At 62.6% G+C, this 19,410-nt stretch carries 18 protein-coding genes, 5 pseudogenes and 1 other annotated feature; of the genes and pseudogenes, 15 read left to right on the top strand and 8 right to left on the bottom strand.

What is annotated here, in order from left to right:
* Positions 1-28: 28 nt before the first annotated feature.
* Complete coding sequence (locus ACG10_RS21990) at positions 29-937, bottom strand: LysR family transcriptional regulator (RefSeq protein ID WP_089170043.1); 909 nt, start codon at positions 935-937, stop codon at positions 29-31.
* A 99-nt stretch (positions 938-1,036) separates the two neighbouring features.
* Here ACG10_RS21990 and ACG10_RS21985 point away from each other — a divergent pair.
* The 9 genes and pseudogenes from ACG10_RS21985 to ACG10_RS21955 all read left to right on the top strand — a co-directional run bounded on the left by ACG10_RS21985 (position 1,037) and on the right by ACG10_RS21955 (position 6,600).
* Positions 1,037-1,958: pseudogene (locus ACG10_RS21985) on the top strand (pirin family protein).
* Between the two features lie 176 nt (positions 1,959-2,134).
* Positions 2,135-2,899 (top strand): SDR family NAD(P)-dependent oxidoreductase, encoded by a 765-nt coding sequence (locus ACG10_RS21980; RefSeq protein ID WP_089170042.1) that lies wholly within the window; start codon positions 2,135-2,137, stop codon positions 2,897-2,899.
* Positions 2,900-2,929: 30 nt separating this feature from the next.
* Positions 2,930-3,226 (top strand): putative quinol monooxygenase, encoded by a 297-nt coding sequence (locus ACG10_RS21975; RefSeq protein ID WP_232487299.1) that lies wholly within the window; start codon positions 2,930-2,932, stop codon positions 3,224-3,226.
* Positions 3,227-3,255: 29 nt separating this feature from the next.
* The gene (locus tag ACG10_RS21970) at positions 3,256-4,095 is read left to right on the top strand and encodes an oxidoreductase (RefSeq protein ID WP_089170041.1); all 840 of its coding nucleotides are present in this window, start codon (positions 3,256-3,258) and stop codon (positions 4,093-4,095) included.
* A 63-nt stretch (positions 4,096-4,158) separates the two neighbouring features.
* A complete protein-coding gene (locus tag ACG10_RS24605; protein WP_232487298.1) occupies positions 4,159-4,380 on the top strand; it encodes an SDR family NAD(P)-dependent oxidoreductase in 222 nt (73 codons plus the stop codon).
* Positions 4,296-4,925 carry an SDR family NAD(P)-dependent oxidoreductase gene (locus ACG10_RS21965; RefSeq protein WP_232487297.1) on the top strand — a complete coding sequence of 210 codons (630 nt, stop codon included), beginning with the start codon at positions 4,296-4,298 and terminating at the stop codon, positions 4,923-4,925. Before ACG10_RS24605 ends, ACG10_RS21965 begins: the two co-directional genes overlap by 85 nt.
* A gap of 177 nt (positions 4,926-5,102) precedes the next feature.
* Positions 5,103-5,276 carry a hypothetical protein gene (locus ACG10_RS23945; protein WP_157731510.1) on the top strand — a complete coding sequence of 58 codons (174 nt, stop codon included), beginning with the start codon at positions 5,103-5,105 and terminating at the stop codon, positions 5,274-5,276.
* Positions 5,203-5,555, top strand: a pseudogene (locus ACG10_RS24925) (Atu4866 domain-containing protein). Before ACG10_RS23945 ends, ACG10_RS24925 begins: the two are co-directional and overlap by 74 nt.
* A gap of 127 nt (positions 5,556-5,682) precedes the next feature.
* Positions 5,683-6,600, top strand: a complete 918-nt coding sequence (locus ACG10_RS21955) for an AraC family transcriptional regulator (protein ID WP_089170040.1) — start codon at positions 5,683-5,685, stop codon at positions 6,598-6,600.
* Between the two features lie 633 nt (positions 6,601-7,233).
* Here the strand turns inward: ACG10_RS21955 and ACG10_RS21950 are convergent.
* Positions 7,234-7,976 (bottom strand): annotated as a pseudogene (locus tag ACG10_RS21950) (IS3 family transposase); the annotation flags it as partial.
* Positions 7,576-7,691: a sequence feature (AL1L pseudoknot), on the bottom strand. (Overlaps the previous pseudogene by 116 nt.)
* 183 nt (positions 7,977-8,159) lie before the next feature.
* Here ACG10_RS21950 and ACG10_RS21945 point away from each other — a divergent pair.
* Genes ACG10_RS21945 through ACG10_RS21935 form a run of 3 tightly spaced genes read left to right on the top strand, consistent with a single transcriptional unit; the run spans position 8,160 to position 10,418 of the window.
* Positions 8,160-8,939 (top strand): DeoR/GlpR family DNA-binding transcription regulator, encoded by a 780-nt coding sequence (locus tag ACG10_RS21945; RefSeq protein WP_089170039.1) that lies wholly within the window; start codon positions 8,160-8,162, stop codon positions 8,937-8,939.
* Positions 8,932-9,957: an oxidoreductase gene (locus ACG10_RS21940; RefSeq protein WP_232487296.1), complete on the top strand. Its 1,026-nt coding sequence runs from the start codon at positions 8,932-8,934 to the stop codon at positions 9,955-9,957. Before ACG10_RS21945 ends, ACG10_RS21940 begins: the two co-directional genes overlap by 8 nt.
* Positions 9,954-10,418 (top strand): heme-degrading domain-containing protein, encoded by a 465-nt coding sequence (locus ACG10_RS21935; protein WP_089170037.1) that lies wholly within the window; start codon positions 9,954-9,956, stop codon positions 10,416-10,418. The genes ACG10_RS21940 and ACG10_RS21935 overlap by 4 nt, the downstream gene beginning before the upstream one ends.
* A gap of 69 nt (positions 10,419-10,487) precedes the next feature.
* Here the strand turns inward: ACG10_RS21935 and ACG10_RS23940 are convergent, their stop codons facing one another.
* The 6 genes and pseudogenes from ACG10_RS23940 to ACG10_RS21915 all read right to left on the bottom strand — a co-directional run bounded on the left by ACG10_RS23940 (position 10,488) and on the right by ACG10_RS21915 (position 15,656).
* Entirely contained in the window at positions 10,488-10,682 is a 195-nt protein-coding gene (locus tag ACG10_RS23940; RefSeq protein WP_157731509.1) for a hypothetical protein, read from the bottom strand.
* 89 nt (positions 10,683-10,771) lie between these two features.
* Positions 10,772-11,210, bottom strand: a pseudogene (tnpA, locus tag ACG10_RS21930) (IS200/IS605 family transposase).
* A 125-nt stretch (positions 11,211-11,335) separates the two neighbouring features.
* Positions 11,336-11,575 (bottom strand): hypothetical protein, encoded by a 240-nt coding sequence (locus ACG10_RS21925; RefSeq protein ID WP_089170036.1) that lies wholly within the window; start codon positions 11,573-11,575, stop codon positions 11,336-11,338.
* The gene (locus ACG10_RS21920) at positions 11,575-13,221 is read right to left on the bottom strand and encodes a glycosyl hydrolase family 28-related protein (RefSeq protein WP_089170035.1); all 1,647 of its coding nucleotides are present in this window, start codon (positions 13,219-13,221) and stop codon (positions 11,575-11,577) included. The genes ACG10_RS21925 and ACG10_RS21920 overlap by 1 nt, the downstream gene beginning before the upstream one ends.
* A gap of 805 nt (positions 13,222-14,026) precedes the next feature.
* Positions 14,027-14,189: pseudogene (locus ACG10_RS23935) on the bottom strand (IS4 family transposase); the annotation flags it as partial.
* A gap of 526 nt (positions 14,190-14,715) precedes the next feature.
* A protein-coding gene (locus tag ACG10_RS21915; protein ID WP_408608447.1) for an IS630 family transposase occupies positions 14,716-15,656 on the bottom strand; the annotation gives its coding sequence in 2 pieces (ribosomal slippage) (positions 14,716-15,311 and positions 15,311-15,656; 942 coding nt in all).
* Between the two features lie 205 nt (positions 15,657-15,861).
* Between ACG10_RS21915 and ACG10_RS21910 the strand changes: the two genes are divergently transcribed.
* The 3 genes from ACG10_RS21910 (at position 15,862) to blaOXA (ending at position 19,350) form a co-directional block, all read left to right on the top strand.
* Positions 15,862-17,223 carry an IS701 family transposase gene (locus tag ACG10_RS21910; RefSeq protein WP_089170033.1) on the top strand — a complete coding sequence of 454 codons (1,362 nt, stop codon included), beginning with the start codon at positions 15,862-15,864 and terminating at the stop codon, positions 17,221-17,223.
* 194 nt (positions 17,224-17,417) lie between these two features.
* On the top strand, positions 17,418-18,452 hold the full coding sequence (locus ACG10_RS21905) for an IS630 family transposase (protein ID WP_089168053.1): 1,035 nt from the start codon (positions 17,418-17,420) through the stop codon (positions 18,450-18,452).
* A 109-nt stretch (positions 18,453-18,561) separates the two neighbouring features.
* Positions 18,562-19,350 (top strand): class D beta-lactamase, encoded by a 789-nt coding sequence (gene blaOXA / locus ACG10_RS21900; protein WP_089170032.1) that lies wholly within the window; start codon positions 18,562-18,564, stop codon positions 19,348-19,350.
* Positions 19,351-19,410: the final 60 nt, after the last annotated feature.

Genomic DNA, 19,410 nt, shown 5'->3' with positions numbered 1-19,410 from the left:
GACCGTTACGTTCAGCTTTATCGAACGGTCAGTATCCCGCTGTCGCTTGTGCCTTGAACCGCTCGATCAACCAGTTGGCCGCAGGACCGGGTGGCGTGTCGGTGCGGTAGATGATGTCGAACACATAGTCACCGCCGACGCAGTCGGGCAGGTCGAGACGCACCAGTCGGCCGCTGGCCAGATCGTCGCGCACCATGTCGATCGGCATGTTTCCCCAGCCGATGCCTTCGCGAAGCAGCATGTGCTTGGCGCCGAGATCGGCCAGTCGCCAGGTGCGAGTGCCAACGATGGCAAATTCCTGATCCTCAGTGAGCTTGGAACGATCGGTGAGTACCAACTGTACGTGCTCGCGGCCGGCGCCGGGCGCGTGCGGCCCGTGCTGGGCCAGGGGATGGTCGGGCGCGGCTACCGGTATCAACGCCACCTTGCCCACGCCGATGCGTTCGATGCCGTCGATGCTCGTGGTCAGCGGGCCGCTGAGCCCGAGGGTCGCGCCGCGTTCGAGCACCCGTTGCGTCACCGCGCCGAGGGCCTCGATATGCAGATGCAGCGACACGGTGGGGAACTGCTCGCGAAAGGCCTTGAGCGCATCGACCACCCGCTCACTGGGCAACATCACGTCGAGTACCAGGTGCACCTCGGCTTCCAGACCATGCAGCAGCCCGCGAACTTTGGCCCGCAAGCCGTCGATACCGGTGTATATCGTCCGGGCCTCGGCCAGCACCGTGCGCCCGGCGTCGGTCAGTTGTGGCTTGCGTGTGGTCTTGCGGTCGAAAAGGCTGACGCCCAACTGCATTTCCAGATTGGCGATGGAATAACTCACCACCGACGTGGCGCGATGCAGCTTGCGCGCCGCACCGGCAAAACTACCGATGTCGACCACCGTGAGAAACACGCGCAACTGGTCCAGCGTAGGGGTACCCGGCTCTGAAACCATTTCGAATTCCTCGAACGTTTCGGTGCATATTATCCGGGTTTTTCCGATAAGACAGCGGGCCTAGAGTGACGGCACTTCACTCATTCAGCGAGACCCGCCGTGACCGTCCAGACGTCCAGCCCCAGCGCTATCGAGCAGATCATTCTTCCCAACGTGCGTGACATCGGCGGTTTCGATGTGCGCCGTGCGCTGCCCTCGGCGCAGCGGCGGATGGTGGGGCCGTTCATTTTTCTCGACAGCTTTGGCCCGGTGGTCTTCGGACCGGGAGAGGGCGTGGACACCCGCCCGCACCCCCACATCGGCCTGTCTACCATCAGTTATCTGCTGCAGGGCGAGATGCTGCACCGCGACAGCGCCGGGCACATCCAGCAGCTTCGCGCCGGGGAGATCAACCTGATGACGGCTGGGCGCGGCATCGTCCACTCCGAGCGCTCCAGCGATCCGGTCCGGGCGAGCGGCGGCAGGCTAAAGGGCTTTCAAGCGTGGGTAGCGCTGCCCGAAGCGCACGAAGAAACCGACCCGGGCTTTCAGCACCTGCTCGCCGAGCGCATCCCGCTGATCCAAGGGGACGGTGCTTCGCTGAGCCTGCTGGCCGGATCTCTCGAAGGCGTCCAGTCGCCCACCCAGACGGTTTCTGATCTGTTCTACGCCGACCTCCAGTTGCAGGCGGGCGCGTGTTATCGCTTCGGCCGAGCACATTGAGCGCGCCCTCTATATGGTGAGCGGCGAGGTCGAGGTGATCGGTCAGCCGGGGCGCTTCGGCGCTGATCGTCTGGTGGTGCTTCGCCCGGATAGCGAGGTGGTGCTGCGCGCCGTCGGGCCCACCCGGCTCCTGCTGCTGGGTGGCGAGCCGCTGGAAGGTCGCCGACACATCTACTGGAACTTCGTCTCCAGCCGGCCCGAGCGAATCCTGCAGGCCGCCGAAGACTGGCGTGCCCGGCGCTTCCCTGACGTACCGGGCGATGACGAATTCATCCCGCTGCCCGCCGATTCGCAGGTGCGGTGGCGATTCAAGGCGTGATCGTCACGTGCTGACGCCTCGGTGATCGCACTTTCGCGCAAAACTCCGACAGTCTGGGCAAGCCCCCGAAAGCCCGGCGCTCCCCGTTGCGAGACAGTGCACTCGTCGATAACGACAGCGCCCGCGGGCGCAGGGCCAGCGAATGTCTCGTCTGGCTCGCCCAGGAGGAGACCACCATGACTGATATCAAGCACAGCATTCCCCAGGAAGTCGAAGGCAAAGTCGCTCTGGTCACCGGCGCTGCCAGCGGCATCGGCAAGGCCATTGCCCTGTTGCTGCATGCGCGCGGCGCGAAGGTCGTCGCCGAAGACCTGAACCCGGCGGTCGAGGCGCTCTCGCGCCCCGGGCTGGTGCCACTGGTAGCCAACATTACCGAGGACGGCGCCGCCGAGCGTGCGGTGGGCCTGGCTGTCGAGCAGTTCGGCCGGCTGGACATTCTGGTCAACAACGCCGGGATCATCATCAACAAGCTGGTCATCGACATGACCCGTGAGGATTGGGAGCGCATCCAGGCGGTCAACGCCACCGCTGCCTTCCTGCATTCGCGCGAAGCGGTCAAGGCGATGATGCCCAACAAGTCGGGGGCCATCGTCAACATCGCCTCCTACGCCTCGTATTTCGCCTTCCCGACCATCGCCGCCTACACCGCGTCCAAGGGCGCCCTGGCGCAGCTGACCCGCACGCTGGCGCTGGAGGCCATCGAGCATGGGATTCGCGTGAACGCCATCGGCGTCGGTGACGTGGTCACCAACATCCTCAACGACGTGGTCGACGACGGCCCGGGCTTTCTTGCCCGGCACGGCGAAGCCGCACCCATCGGCCGCGCCGCGCAGCCGGAAGAGATCGCTGAGGTGGTCGCCTTCCTCGCCTCGGACCGCGCCAGCTTCATGGTCGGCTCGGTCGTTATGGCCGACGGCGGCATGACCGTCATCGCCGGCTGATCGACCCATCACTCAGACAGGAGCCCCCTCATGAGCATGCTGACCAATGTGGCTTTCTTCACTGCACGCGATGCCCTTGGCCAGCGTCTGCTGGCGCTGGTCGGGCCCACCCGGCAGGAGCCTGGCTGTGTCCGTTACGACATCTACCGGGCAAGCGACTCGGCCGAGCGCTGGTTCGTTTATGAGGACTGGCGCTCGCCCGCCGACTTCGACGGGCACATGCAGACGCCCTACGTGCAGGCCTTCATGAAAGACCTCGACGCGCTCTGCAGCGAAGCCCCCGATATCCGCACCTTCAAGCGTCGCTCCGGAGCGGCTGAGCGCTGAACCTGACCCATTCACAGGAGGACCACCTCATGAGCAAGCAGAACACCTGGCTGGTAACCGGCTGCTCCACCGGTTTCGGCCGCTACATCGCAGCCCATCTGCTCGAGCGCGGCGAGCGCGTTGTCGTCACCGCACGTAAGACTGAGCAGGTGCAGGATCTCGCCAAGCTCGGCCAAGCCCTGGTGCTGCCGTTGGATGTCACCGATGCCGAGCAGGCCAAGGCCGTAGTAGCCGAAGCCGAGCGTGCGTTCGGCTCGGTGGATGTGCTGGTCAACAACGCCGGCATCGGCTACTTCGCCGCGGTCGAGGAGACTGACCCGCAAGCGGCGCGCCGCCTGTTCGAGGTCAACTTCTTCGGTACCACCAACATGGTCCACGCGGTGCTGCCTGGCATGCGCCAGCGGCGCCGGGGCATGATCGTCAACCTGACATCCATCGGCGGCCTCGCCGGCTTTCCCGCGGTGGGCTACTACTGCGCGAGCAAGTTCGCTGTCGAGGGGCTGTCGGAAACCCTGCGCGCCGAGGTCGGGCCGCTGGGCATCGGCGTCATGACGGTAGAGCCCAGCGCGTTTCGCACCGAATGGGCGGGCTCGGCGGACGAGGTGCCGGAGCCGATCGAGGACTACGATGCTACCGCCGGAGAGGCGCGTCGTGCCTATCACGCCTCGGTCGGCAAGCAGGTGGGCGACCCGGCCCGTGCCGCCGCGGCGATTCACACAGCGGTCACCGCAGCCCAGCCACCGCAGCGCCTGCTGCTTGGCAACAGGGCCTTCGATGTGGCGATGAGCAAGCTCTCGGCCATGCAGATTGAGTTTCGCGCCTGGGAAGCCACCGCTCGCGGGGCCGACTTTCCCGAAACCCAAGATTGATAGACCGGTCGGCGGCTCGCCGCGCGGGCTGCCGTCCGACAGAGATATCTGGAAGATCGCATTATGACTGACTATCAGAACAAGGTCGCACTTATCACGGGCGGTGGTTCCGGTATCGGCGCCGCAGCCGCCCACCGGCTCCTGCACGAGGGCGGATCGGTCGTTGTTGCCGGGCGCAACCGGCCCGGTTGGACGCCTTCGTGGCCGGCCTGCCGGCCAACCGCGTGTTGGCTCACGCTGCGGACGCTTCGCAGCGCGATGCCTGCAATGAACTGGTGCGTCTGACGATCGAGCGCTTTGGGCGTCTCGACACGCTGGTAAACGCGGCCGGCATGAACCTGGTCGTCACCCTCGACGAGACCTCGGACCAGGACTGGAGAGCGTGTATGGGCGCGGACCTAGACAGCGTGTTCTTCCTGTCACGCGGGGCAATGTCACATCTGAAGAAGACGCGCGGTTCGATCGTCAATGTCAGCTCGGTGTCGTCGCTCGGCGGCGGCTGGCCCCATACCGCGTACTGCGCCGCCAAGGCTGCGGTCGCCAACCTTACGCGCAGCATCGCCTGCGACTACGGACGCGACGGCGTGCGCGCCCACACCGTCTGCCCGGGGCTGACCATCACCGAAATGACCAAGACGATCATGGAAGACGAGGCGCTGCTGGCCAAGGCCTGGGAGCACATCCCGCTGCGCCGTGCCGGCACGCCCGACGAGGTGGCGGATGCCATCTATTTCCTGGCCAGCGACCAGGCAGCCTTCATCACTGGTACGACGCTGGCAGTCGACGGTGGGCAGACCGCGGCCGACAGCGGTCCCGAGTGGGGTAAGTGAGCCGTGTCAGCCGACAGGGAGGTCGGCACCGCCGCGCAGGATCAGGCAAACCCGCGGCACTTTCGACGTAACGGCCGAACCGCCCATCTCCCTAACCTGAACTCACGAAACGGATGACATCGATCTGGCCCGAAAAGGCCATCCCGAACCCGCTATTCGACTTGTGAGGAAACCAACATGAAAAACTTCAGCCACCTGTTGATCGGTACTGTATTGAGCGCCTTCATCGTTTCCGCCGCCAGCCTGTCACCGGTCGGCGCGTCCTGCGCCGAGGAGGGTGCCGAGCGCACTCCGGACTTTCGTGTCGCCGAAGACGGTTCCGACTGCACCGCGATTGGCCGCCCCGGCTGACCGCCCTGTTCATGGAGAGCCGCACATGCAAAGCTGTCAGATCACCGCCGGCAGTCACCCCTATGTCGGCATGTGGGTCACCGCCGATGAGTACATTCGCCACGAGCTGTTGCCCAATGGTCGGCGTGCGGTAGCTGCAAGAGCGCTTATCAGGGGCGCTATCGCTATGAAGTGGAGGTCGACTACATTCGGTACTGGAACGGCACCGGCTTCATCGCCGACAGGGAGTTTCATGACGGCATCCTGTATCACGCCGGCATGGTGCTGTACCGCCGCTGAATGCCCCGACTCGACAGAGATCCGGCCCCACGGTGGCCGGGCTTTTTTCGTCTCTGTTTGCAGCGGCGGGCTGCATGGCAACTGCCGTCCCTTTTGCTAATCTCCGACCACCAGCGAGAGTCTCCACATGGATGCGAACAACGCTCCCAGCCTTCAGGACACCGCTGCCTACCGGGCCGAGTTGGCGCGGATACTGATGCAGCGAATACCAGCCCCTGGCACCTACGAAACGGCCATCGCGCCGCTGCACGTCATCCGTTGCGACGCACCGTCCGAGCCCTTTCACGGCATGCACCGGCCGGCGCTCTGCCTGATCGTTCAGGGGCGCAAGGAGGTAGGGCTGTGGGACGAGCGGTACCTTTACGACCCGCTCAACTACCTGGTGGTGTCGGTGACGCTGCCGGTCTCCGGGCGGGTGATCGAGGCGAGTCCGGACGCGCCCTATCTGTGCATTCGCCTGGACCTCGACCCGGCGGAGATCGCCCAGCTGATCGCCGATGCGCCACCTGCTGGCGTTCCGGGCGAGCCGACGCGGGGCCTGTTTCTCGACCGGATCGACGCACCGCTGCTCGAGACCATGCTGCGGCTGGTGCGCCTGCTCGATACGCCGCGTGACATTGGCATGCTCGCGCCGCTGGCTTTGCGTGAGCTCTATTACCGACTGCTGCGCAGTAGCGAGGGCCGTCGGCTCTACGAGATCGCGCTCAGCAACACGCAGACGCACCGTGTGACGCGGGCGATCGACTGGCTGAACCGGCACTATGCCAAGCCACTGCGGATCGAGGAGCTCGCTCGCCTGGCCAACCTCAGCACCTCCACGCTGCACCATCGGTTCAAGGCTGTCACCGCGATGAGCCCGCTGCAGTACCAGAAGCAGCTGCGCCTACAGGAGGCGCGTCGGTTGATGATCAATGAAGGGCTCGACGTTTCGAGCGCCTGCTATCGTGTCGGCTACGAAAGCCCATCGCAGTTCAGCCGCGAGTACAGCCGCCACTTCGGGTGCCCGCCATCAAAGGATGTGAACCGGATGCGCCACATCGCTTGATGCACCGGTAGCGATTGTTCTCCAACAGGCCGGACGAGTTTTTGCCCAGAAAACAGCTCGGCAAGCGAAGGGGTAGAACTTCTGGGTGTACTCAAGTGGCGTTCGGCCAATGAATTTCCGATTATAGAACGAAGCCGAGTACATACTGCCCGGTATCATGCGTAATACACACCGAATCGACAGTCAACCTCCGGTGCGGGGACTGGCGGGCTTGCCCTTGATAAGGGCGCCTTATCCGTGGTGAGGGACAAAACCGCCGGATTGGCGGCGGCACTCCCGACGCGCAGGTGTACCGCGGCCGCTCCGCTTTATAGGGACAAGTCCAAGCCGAAAAACCCCGGACTGCACCGGGGGGGTGTTTGTGCTGTGCGGTGCCTGCGGGTCAATCCACATTTCGACACAGCGACGGGATCCGTGATGCCAAAAGGGCAGGGCAAGATGGGGGTCGCCAAGACTGCTATTTAACATAAGATAGATTATGCGAAGCGTTAGCTCAAGCCGAAGGCGAGGGCAGCGAGGGCCATTGCCTCGAAGAAAGCCAGATACCCCGGTGCAGTGGGCGCGGCCGGAAAGGCGAAGTCAGGCCACGTACTGCCACACGCCACCTATTGCAGGCAGATTTTTTCCGTCCGACGTTCGATCCGATACCCACAATGCATTCGGCCGGCTTGCCTGGAACTGGCGATTGACATGATCCCGCGGGCACGGTGTCACGCGGTCGCTGACCGTGGTTCGAGGCGTCTTGCCGCGCACCACGCCCTGCAGGCCCAGTCTGCGCATCAGCCGCTCGACCGTGCAGCGCGCCACCTCGAAGCCTTCCCGGCGCAGCTGCCTCCAGAGCTTGCGCGCGCCATAGACCTGAAAATTTTCGTCCCAGACACGCTGAACATGCTCGCAGAGCAGTTCATCCCGGCGTGCTCGGGCTGACTGCCGTGCAGGGACGATTTTCCGGGCCACATGCTCGTCGTAGGTCGACGGGGCAACGGCAGTACCTTGCAGATCGGCTCGACTCCGTAGACCTGGCGGTGATCGTCGATGAAGGCCTTCATCGCTTGAAGCGGCGGTCGAGCTCCGCCTGGGCAAAATACGCCGAGGCCTTGCGCAGGATCTCGTTGGCCTGTCGCAGCTTACGCACCTCCCGCTCGAGCGCCTTGATCCATTCACGCTCGGGCGTTGTCTGCCCCTCACGCAGTCCGGTATCGCGCTCGGCCTGCCTTACCCAGTGACGCAGCGTCTCGGCCGTGCAAACCAGCGACACCAGCTCGACCACCGTGGAAAACAGCAACTCGCGTGGATACTGGCGTTGCCGGTTGGCCTCGAACACTTCGTCAACCCAGGCGGCCTGGTATCGCCCGCTCCAGTCTCAGATGCGCCATGACACTGGCCGGTGCCTGCTTCTCGAACCGGGCCAGAGCCGCATCCCACATCGCCTTATCCTCCCGATCGATTATCGGGGGTTACGCAAAAGCCTTAAAACAGCTGAAACCCAGAGCGTTTGACCAAGGCATTTCAATCAATATATGCTTATAACCACTTACAATAACGTATTTTAACTTAGCATGATTACCGTAACTCAGGAAGAGCGACTCGATGTCATTGCCGGACTGCTGGAGCAGCAGCAGCGCATTACCTTGGACGAGATCTGCCAACACTTCGGTATTTCCCGTGATTCGGCCCGTCGGGATCTGATCAGACTGACTGAGCAGTCCCGCTTTCAGCGCATTCGGGGCGGGGCAAGATTGCTCGAGCCTGCCGTGGAACCGCTGCCCTTTCTGCAGCGCCCGCGCAATGAAATCAAAACAGCGCTCGCCCAACGCACCCTAGAGGTGCTGCAGCCGGGCACCAGCCTGTATCTGGACAGTGGCAGCACGCTGCTGGAGCTGGCCCGACTGCTGGCTGCACAGTCCCGGCCCTTCAGCTTGGTCAGCGCCGCGCTGGATGCGCTGCAGGTGCTGAGCCAGAACCCGGCGCTCAGCCTCCATGGCCTGGGCGGGGAGTTCGATCCGCTGCAGCGCATGATGCTGGGAGCGGAAACCGAACGGCAGTTGGGACAGTTCCGGCTGCAACACGCCGTCATGGGGATCTGCGCCCTGAACGAGTATGGACTGAGCGCCCCGACGGCCGCCGAAGCCGCGCTGAAACGTCGGGCGATCATCCAGTCCGAGCATCTGATCGCAGTCGGCGGCAGCGACAAGTTCGATCAGCAGCAGTTGCACCAGGTCTGCGACCTGGCTCGGCTGGATCTACTGATCTGCGATGCATTGCCCGCAGGGCCGCTGCACCAGGCACTCACCGATCTCGAGATTCCGATTGTCATACTGGAGGCTTCCGTTGATTAAGACCGCGGTTATCGGCTACGGGCTCTCAGCCCGGACTTTCCATCTGCCCTTTATTCAAAACCAGACGGAACTGCAGCTAGTGGCCATCAGCAGCTCCCAGGAACAGCTGCGTCAGGACCATCCGCAGCTGCAGCATTACCTGGATGGCAGCGAGCTGATCGCCAATAGCGATGCCGATCTGGTGGTCATCACCTCGCCGAACCACAGTCACTTTTCCTTGGCCCGGCAAGCCTTGCTGGCCGGCAAGGATGTGCTGGTGGAGAAGCCCTTTGTTGTTACCTCGCAGGAAGGCGAAGAGCTGATGGCCCTAGCCGCTCGGCAGCAGCGGGTTCTGGCGGTCTATCACAACCGCCGTTTCGATGGAGACTTCCTGACCCTGCAACACCTGTTGCGCAGCGGGCAGTTGGGGGGCATCCACTATTTCGAGTCTCACTTCGACCGCTTCCGCCCGACGCCAAGGACTCGCTGGCGCGAGCAGGCCGGCCCCGGCGGCGGCATTCTCTACGACCTCGGCCCCCACCTGATCGATCAGGCGCTGGTGCTGTTCGGCCTGCCCGAGGCGATCAGCGCCCGCTGTCGCGAATTGCGCAGCGGCGCCGAGGCCACCGACTATTTCCATCTGCAGCTGCATTATCCGGACAAGGAGGTGGTGCTGCATTCGAGCCCGTTCTGCGCCGCCCCCACCCTGCGTTTCGTGCTGCAGGGCACCCTGGGCAGTTACCATAAGTCCGGGCTAGATCCCCAGGAGGATGCGCTGCGTGCCGGCGAGTTGCCGGGCGGCCCAGACTGGGGGCTGGAACCGGCGAGCCACTATGGCATCGTCCACACGGAGCAGGAAACCCGAACGCTGACGACCTTGGCCGGCAATTACCAGCTGTTCTACCAGCAACTGGTGCAGGCCCTACAGCGTCGCCTGCCGCCGCCGGTCAGTCCCGCGGATGCCCTGCAGGGCATCCGGCTGATCGAACTGGCCTGCCGCAGCCATCAAAAGGGCCGAACCCTGGAGGTGACCCGATGACCCCGTCCGAGCTGCTGGAGCAGGAAGCGCACTTGCAGCTGCCCGCTTTCGATCTTGCCGCGGCCTGGCAACTGGGCCAACAGCTGTATCGGCTCGCGGCCGCCACCCAGGCCCCGGCCGTTCTGGAGATCCACGCCTATGGCCAAGTTGTCTTCAGCGCCGCCCTGCCGGGCTCCTGTGCCGACAACCATGACTGGATCCGGCGCAAGCGCAATACAGTGCTACGCTACGGGCACAGCTCGCTGTATCTGGGGGAGTACAACCGCGACAAGGGGCGGGAGTTCGAAACCCAGCCCCATATCGATGCGCGGGAGTATGCGGCCCACGGCGGCAGCTTTCCGCTACGCCTGAGCAACGGGGAACTGATCGGGGCCCTGACCCTGTCGGGCCTGCCGCAGTGGGAGGATCACGGGCTGGTGGTTAAGGCGCTGCAGTCCTGGCTGGAGGCGGACAGGGCCTGATCCGGAAAGGCTATGTCCAAGGGTACTGTCACGTTGTTGGCCAGGGCAATCGCACGAAGCCAAGCATTCTCATTTGAGTCCCAGCAACTCGGCCCGATAGTTATCCGAGGTGCTGGCGATGAGCCGACGAGTCTTGAGACTGCCTTTGCGCTGGCTGAGCCCTTGGCTGAACCGGATCGAACCCTGCTGGATGCAGGGCAAGCGGGCGATCCATGAACCCGAACGCCCATTGATGATCACCGAGGTGATGAAGCGAGTCTGCACCTAGTAAGTATCCCCCGGCAAAGCCGGGGGCTTTATTCTGTTAGCCCCTCAAAGGGGCAAGCAGTTGGGCCGCCTGAAGGCGGCCGTCGCTATAGGCCAAACTTGAGCTGGTCGTAATGCTCGTCTTCCTTTTCCTGGTTCCGGATGTATGCACGTACCATCTCCTCGTCCAGCCCCACGGTTGAAACGAAATATCCCCGGGCCCAGAAATTCTCACCTGTGAAGTTCCTCGTCTTCCCCATGAAACGCCGAGCTATCGAAATCGCACTCTTGCCCTTGATGTAGCCCACCACATACGACACCGAGTGTTTGGGCGGGATGCTGATGCACATGTGAACATTGAACATGGTCAGGCATCAAATGGCCCTCCACTATCCGGCACTCCCTCTGCCTCGCCAACTCATGCAACAGCTCGCCAAGGTGCTTGCGAATTGCCCCGAAGATCGCCTTTTTGCGCCTCTTCGGGATGAAAACAACGTGGTACTTACAGTCCCACTTCGTGTGCGCGAGACTCTGATAGTCTCTCATCGGGTACCTCCTATCTCTTGGTCGAGACAGAAGGCTCCCGATGACCGTATCACACGGTCAAACCTCCAGGAGTCCCCCGGCTTAGCCGGGGGATTACCTTATTTATTTACGGTTGTGAACAGCTCCTACTGCTTGAACAGGATGTTGGTTGAAACTGCACTATTAATCAGGCCCTTAAATTCACACCATGCATAGCGTGCTGCAGGATGCCGGAAATAGGCCATGACCTTGTCGGGCAAGGTGCCGAGTGTGTTCATGAAAGCCATCGCTTTGTCCAGCAGGCTGGCCTTGTCCTTGTCATGGCTGACCGGGCCGCTACGCAGCGCCGTCTTGAAATCCCGGTCAGGTACTGGCGGTGGAGGCATCAGGCGATCTGGTCGCTCTGAGAGCCGCTGCCGATCACCTCGAGCCCCGTGGCGCTGCCACTCTCGCCGAAAACGAAGCTTGCTTCGCTCAAGGCGGCATGGTTGCCGTCCAGGGCGACCTCGAAACGCTTGCCCTGCTCATCGGCCTCGTAGCTCTTGAGGTAGGTGCGTGTGCCGGTGCCGTTCAGCTGCACGGCCAAGGTGCCGTCGTAGCCGTCGCCCAAGCCGGAGAAGCTCAGCGCCGACAGGTCGATCAGGTCCTCGCCGGCATCGAAGTCGAGGATCAGGTCGGCCAGGCTGGAACTGCTGGTGCGGTAGCTGTCCTCGCGGGCGGAGAAGACGAAGGTGTCGGCGCCCGCGCCGCCGGTCAGCCGGTCGCGTCCGGCGCCGCCGTCGAGCACATCGTCGCCGGTCCCGCCGTCCAGGCGGTCGTCGCCGGCACTGCCGAGGAGCTGCTCGTCGGCATCGCCGCCGACCAGCACATCGTTGCCGTCGCCTCCCTGGATGAGCTTCGAGGACGAATCGGACACCGTCGAATGGGTCCCGGAGAGCTGCACCGCGGCGATCTTCCCGCCGCTGATGTCGTTGTCCTGGAGCGTGGTGTAGTCGCTGCCGTCGTTGCGCTCCTGCACGGCGTAGTCGGCGTTGGCCGAGGCGTCGATGACGTTGCCCTCGATCCAGGTGTTCAGGGTTTCGTACCGCTCCCCGGTGACCTGGCTGTCGTCGAAGGCTTGCAGCAGGACCTCCGGGTAGCTGCCGTTCTGCGAATTGCCGTGGATCCGGTTGTCGAGGATCTGCACGTCCTTCGCGCCGGAGAGGCGCACGCCGGAGGCGCCGTTGCCGTAGACCTCGGTGTTCTGCAGGGTGACGTCGTGGGTCATCTTGAGCAGCACGCCTTCCAAGGCGTTGTCGTGGTAGGAACCGCCATCGATCAGGATGTTGGCCGGCTGGGCGATATCCTCCATGCCCCGCTGGATCGCCAGGCCATTGCCGCCGTTGCTGTAGGCGACGTTGTTGGTCATGGTGAAGTCGTGGGTGCTGGTGACCACGTTGAAGCCGTGGCGGTCGTTGTTGTAGGAAACGTTGTTCTCGAAAGTGCTGTCGATCAGGTAGTCGGCGACGAAGCCGTCGAGGCCGTTGCCGTGGGCCAAGCTGTCGCGGATCGTCAGGTTGATGGTCTGCTCGTGGGGATCGAAGCCGTAGCCGGACATCTCGCGGACCTCGACCCGCTCGACGGTGACGTTGCGGTCGGCGCCGTCCTCGCCGGGGATGTAGCCGGTATAGAAGCCGTCGATCCGGCCGCCGGTGTTATCGCGGTTGCCGTCCAGGGTCAGGTCGCTGATGCCGTAGTCGTGGGTCTGCTCGCCATTGGCCGAGCGGATCATGCCGGTGACGTTCTGATCCCAGCCATCGACCAGCTTGATCACCGTCTCGCCCATGCCGGCGCCGACCAGGTAGACGTTGTTCTTGATCATCAGCGCGCCATCCGAAGACTTGTCGCCGCCGCTGACCCGGTATTCGCCGGCCGGCAGGTAGACGGTCCCCCCTCCGGCCTTGTAGGCGGCGTCGATCGCCGTCTGGATGGCATCCGTGTCATCCGTCCTGCCGTCGCCCTTTGCCCCGAAATCCTTGACGTTGAAATCCATTTGCTTCGCTTCCGTATCCAGAATGCGTACTTGGACGCAATGTGAGGGAGGGGGACGGAAACAGCCGACTGCCCGAACAAGCCATCCCGGCCCGTGACATCGTCGTGATTACCTGAATGTTATGTTGCACTTCCAGTGCGCGTCGAAGGCTTCCTTCCTTAGAGAAGCTTGGAAAGCGCTTCGGAGAAGCAGCCGACCTGCTGCCGCTTTCTTCCGACGGTCAGAAAGCGCCTGGGTTCTGAGGAGGTATCGGCGTAACTACAGCAGAATAGTAGCGATCCGGCGACAGTGGGCGGCTACCCATGGGGCAACCAGGATCTGACAGTCCAGCGGACCGTCACCCTGGGCGGGTGGCCTTTCAGTGGGCCATAGACGCGCTTTCTCGATCGCCCTATGGGGGGGTTGACCAACAGCGCGCTCTGCGGCCTCCTGGTGGCCTTGGTGCGATGCCTGCGCCCGAGCATTGCACAAGACACTGGCCGGCCGTTCCGCTGCCTGAGTGTTGCCGGCCTTATGCAGGGCGCGAAAGGCAGCCGGTGCAGCCCTTCCAAGACAAAGTGCCGGTTCTGGCTTACTCCTGATCGGAGTCGTCGCAGAAAACATCGTACGTTTAGCCTCAAACCGTCAGGTTGAGGCCATAGACCCAGATGCAGTTGCGTCAGGAAACATCAAAATGAGCCCTAACCTGACGCTGCTGGCTGGTCACGGCTGACATCCGGCGAGGTGTGCTCCAGCCAAACAGCCCAAGTGTGCTGCGGCCTCCAGCCAGTAGCGTACGATTTTTTCCGAACTCTGCGGGCTCCCTCAGCAGGGCGCGAAGCATAGCCCAGTAGAACAAGCCGCGCTCGGCCTGAAGGTGCCAGTTGCCGAGCAGGCGGCGATCCGCTTGATCGCATGCCGGGACCAGGCCGAGCGCCGGGCATGGAGTGCCTCAGTGCGGTCAGACTCAGGCGGCGACCTTGCAGGAGGAGTTGCAGGAAAAGCCCCCGGGCCTGCCTTTCGACAGAACCGGGGGCCCCAACGGCGCGGCAGCACGGGTTTCCCTACTGAACGCCAGAGCACATTACCCGCGCATTGAGTCGCGAGTAAACATCGCTTCGGTTACTGCTCCATGACGCAGCCAGGGTTTTGTACACAGGCCAAGATTACCGGTCCGCGAATAACCGGGGGGCGGTAACCCACGAGCCAGGCACTCGAGCAAAGTTGGTGGATCGCCAGTCCTACCGTTCTTCCCCACATCCGGGACGACTGGCGCCTCATCTGGATCACATGCGCTTCACATCAGCAACGCTCGGGAAGCGGCCTGAACGTAAAAAGCCCCCGGCCGACAGGCAGCGGCAGCGGGGGCACACAACGGCAGCAGCAACTGGCGTCCTGCCAGTTACAGCGGCAGGAACCCTAACACCATTTCGCCGCTTCGTTTACCGCACACCGGCTGAGCGGTCGCGCCTGGAGGATGGGCGGTTCGAATGGCGAACCTAGAGCATTTTTACCTTATCCCGATTCATATCCGGCTGCCTCGAAGTAGTGCCTGCAGTCCTGCGCCGAGAACTGCCCGATTGCCTCGCCAATGCTCTGCCACAGCTCCGGCACGGTCCGCGCCGCCGCCTTTCGCAGCAGCGCCTTGAGCTTGGAGAAGGCCATCTCGATCGGGTTCAGGTCGGGGCTATAGGGAGGCAGGTAGCGCAGTGTGGCTCCTACGCCTTCAATGGCGTACCCCGCGACCTTGTGGGCCGGCAGGTTGTCCATCACCACGATATCGCCGGGCGTCAGCTCGGGAACCAGGACCTGCCCGACATAGGCCAGGAAGGCCGGGCCGTTCATGGCGCCGTCGAGCACCAGCGGAGCAGTTAGCCCGTCCACGCGCAGGCCGGCGGTAAAGGTCGTGGTTTTCCAGTGACCGTGAGGGACCGCGGCCAGGCAGCGCTCGCCGCGAGGGGCCCAGCCTCGTAGGCGGGCCAGGTTGGTCGCGGCGGCGGTTTCGTCGACGAAGATCAGCTTGCGCCAGTCGAAGCCGGGTTGTTCCTCGAGCCACTCCTGTCGGGCTGCCTGGACGTCCGGCCGCTGCTGCTCGGCCGCATGCGCGGTCTTTTTTTGAATGTCATGCCGTGCCGGTCGAGAAACGTCCATACCGTCGCCAGGCTGACCCGAATACCGCGCTCCCGCTCGAGGGTTGCGGCGAGCTCGGCCAGCGTCAGGTCGGGAGTTTGCTTGAGCAGGCCGAGCAGATAGTCCGCATGGGGATCGAGCCGCAAGCCCCGGGGCTTGCCCTGTCGGCGGGCGACGAGTTCCCCGTCTTCCCGAAAGCGCCGCACCCAGACGATCGCCGTCGCCGTGCCGACGTCGAATCGCTCGGCGGCCTGCCGAGCCGACAGCCCGCCCATGGCCGCCTCGACGACGCGCCGGCGAAGATCCGCACTGTATGCCCGAGCCATTCTGGTCTCCTTGTTCGAGCGGGAGAGGAGGACCGAAATGACCGGGAAGAGCAACCCCTGTATGTCGAATTCGTGTTTTCAAAAAATGCTCTAGCTGGCGAGCGGCATGTCGGCCCAGCGCATACTACCGCCAGTGCCTATTCTTACTGTGTCATTAAATTGAGCTATTGTGAGTAGATCTTCTGCAGTTCGAGGAAGATCAACGATGGACTCCATGATCCGCTTCGACGAGTACCTGGCGCATCTGGCGGCCGGCCTGGGACATGCCGACCGGGAAGCCGGGCTGCGCGGCTATTGCTCAGGCCTGATGCTGCCCTTGGCGCGCAAGAGCGTGGAGCCCATGGCGGCACACCTCGACCCCCTGCATGCCAGTGCCCGGCACCAGGCGTTGCATCATTTCGTGGCCAAGGCCGACTGGTCGGATACCGAAATGCTGCGCCGTGTGGCCCGGTGGGTCCTGCCGACAATGGATCTGTCCGCTGGCAGCTATTGGCTCGTGGACGACACCGGTTTCCCGAAGAAGGGACGGCACTCGGTGGGCGTGGCACGCCAGTACTGCGGGGTGCTGGGCAAGCAGGACAACTGCCAGGTGGCGGTCAGCGTCTCGTTGGCGTGCGAACAGGCCAGCCTGCCGGTAGCCTGGCGCTTGTACCTGCCCCGGGAGTGGGCCGAAGATGCCGGGCGGCGCCGCCAGGCCGGCGTACCCGAAGACGTCCGCTTTGCCACCAAGCCCCAGATAGCGCTTTCGCAGTTGCAGGCGTTGCTCGAAGCCGGGGAACCCCATCATTGGGTGGTGGCCGATGCCGGTTACGGCGTGGACAGCGCTTTTCGCCAGGGGTTGACGGCCATGGGGCTGCCCTATGTGGTTGGGATAACCTCGGTCGTGCGGGTATGGCCGCCCGGCCAGCAGCCGCTGCCGCCCAAGCCCTGGACGGGCAAGGGCCGTCCGCCGGTAGCCACGCGGCGCTCGCCGGAGCATCGACCACTGTCGGTGAAGAAGCTGGCCCAGTCGCTGCCGCCCGAGGTGTTCACGGAGCTCACCTGGCGCCAGGGAACCAACGAGCCGCTGAGTGGGCGTTTCGCTGCCGTACGGGTACGCATTGCCGGCAGCGTGTCAGCAAAACAGCGGCTGCACCCGCAGCAATGGCTGCTGATCGAATGGCCCCCCACGCAGGCCGAGCCGACCCGTTACTGGTTGTCCACCCTCGAGGAGGACACGCCGCTATCGGAACTGGTGCGCATCGCCCACCTGCGTTGGCGTATCGAACGCGACTATCAGGATCTCAAGCAGGACCAGGGGCTGGGACATTACGAGGGACGTGGCTGGCGGGGATTCCACCACCATGCCAGCCTGAGTATCGCTGCCTACGGTTTTCTGCTCGGGCAGCGCCTGCGCTGTGGGGCCCTGTCCGGACCGGATGGCCAAGGAAAAAAAAACCTCATGGGGTGCACGGTACCTGCGCTTCCCGCGGATTACCGCCCCCGCGGTCGGCCAGCGCGCACAGCGGCATGTGGCGGACTCGATCACGACACTGCATCATCAACTGGGTGTCTACCTGATGCTTGAGTATTGCCGGGATCTGTACGGAGGCCTGGGGTATCTGCGCTTATGACACAGTAAGAATAGTCCGACGCTGGGGATGAGGGTTGCTCTATCTACCGAAGCCATCCCGCCCGATCATTGGGACGAAGCCAAGCCTCTGGTCATCGACTGATACTAAGTCTATCGAAAGTATTGTCATATTGAGAGACAATACCCCGATGAAATGCAAACGAAACTCCGATGGTCGGGCAATCGACCACCACTCCCTCCAGGTCATGCGTCAACAGGCGATCAAGGCCGTTCGCGAAGGGCAGACCGTCCAAAGCGTGGCGGCCGCCTTCGGCGTCAATATCCGCAGCGTCTTTCGCTGGCTGTCCGACTTCGCCAATGGCGGACAGAACGCCCTGCTCGCCAAGCCGGTTCCCGGACGTCCGCCCAGGATCAGTGCCGAGGAAGTGCGCTGGCTGGCACAGGCCGTTCGGGATCACTCGCCGCTGCAATACCGCTTCGAATTCGGCCTGTGGACCCTCTCGCTGATTGCCAAACTGATCCGCCGCCAGTTCGGCAAGACGCTGTCACTGTCCGCCGTGAGCCGAGTCATGAAGCTGCTCGGCTTCACCGCGCAAAAACCCTTGTATCGCGCCTGGCAGCAGGATGCAGCGCTGGTGCGCCAGTGGGAAAACGAGACCTACCCGGCGATTCGGGCCGAGGCCCGTGCAGCGGGGGCAAGGATCTACTTCGCGGACGAGTCGGGCCTGCGCTCCGACTACCATGCCGGCACGACCTGGGCACCGCAGGGGGAAACGCCGCTGGTCGAGGTGACCGGCCGACGCTTCTCGGTGAACATGCTGTCGGCGGTCGGGACGCGCGGCGAGTTCCGCTTCATGCTGCACGACGGGACGGTGACGGCCAGCGTGTTCCGCGAGTTTCTCAAGCGCCTGCTGATCGGTGCCGAGCAGCCGGTCTTCGTGATCGTCGATGGCCATCCGGTGCACAAGGCCCGGCTGGTCAGGGCGTTCGTCGAAGAACAGGCGGGGCGCCTGAAACTCTTCTATCTGCCCCCGTACTCGCCACAGCTGAACCCGGACGAGCAGGTCTGGGGGCACGTCAAGCGCAGTGTCTCCAGGCGTCTTGTGCAGAACCGGGAGGAAATGAAGAAGTTGGCCCTGGGCGCGCTGCGCAGAATCCAGAAGTTGCCGGAGCTGGTGAAATCGTTTTTCCGCCACCCGGACTGCCGATATACAGCAGCATGACATTACTTTTTAAAAGATTAGTAATTGCAGGAAATAAATTTCCCCTGGAATAGCTGCTGACAGCCATCGTCAACAAACCTGAACCTGAACATTAGGCAAAAGGAACAATATGAAACGCCTACTCACACTTACAGTTTTCCTATGTGCTCTCCAAGCTCAAGCTAGTGAATGGATAAAAAGCTCAGAAATAGAAGAGTTATTCAAAGCCGCACACGTTCAGGGCACATTTGTCCTTTATGACGTCGAGGCCGACCAATTTGTTGGCTATGACCGAATTCGTGCTGAGACAAGATTTGTTCCAGCCTCGACTTATAAAATTCCAAACACACTTATCGGGCTTTCAGTCGGTGCTGTTGACAATGTCGATGAGGTCCTTCCCTACGGCGGGCAACACCAGCCTTTCAAAGCATGGGAAAAAGATATGGGGCTGCGAGATGCCATTGCCATATCAAACGTTCCAATCTATCAGGAGCTTGCTCGACGGATTGGGCCCGAGCGCATGAGGGAGGGCGTCTCGAAAATTGGCTATGGAAATCAAGATATTGGCCCGAATACGAGTATTGGCACTTTTTGGTTGGTCGGGCCGCTCAAAATCAGCGCTCTTGAGCAAACCAAATTCCTTGCCAAGTTGGCTAAGGAAACATTGCCGCTCCCCCAGGATCAGCAGAAAAAAGTCCGTGAAATTATCACTTTAGAACAAGGTGATAACTGGAAGCTGTATGGAAAAACGGGGTGGGAAAATGTTCCAGACGCTGGCATTGGCTGGTGGGTCGGATGGGTTGAGAAAGACAATCGTATTTATCCTTTTGCATTGAATATAGATATTCGAGAAGCATCCGATGCAGCCAAACGTTTAGAGCTTGGTAAAGCAAGTCTCAAGGCGTTGAAGATACTTTGAAATTGAGCGCCTAATAGCCTCATCGAAGTTGAATCTGTCGGCTTGGGATTTATCGCAGCC

Source organism: Azotobacter chroococcum (assembly GCF_002220155.1).
In the GTDB taxonomy this organism is placed as follows: Bacteria; Pseudomonadota; Gammaproteobacteria; order Pseudomonadales; family Pseudomonadaceae; genus Azotobacter; species Azotobacter chroococcum.
Note: the sequence above shows the minus strand (reverse complement) of the source record. Positions and strands in the feature narration are given on the sequence as shown.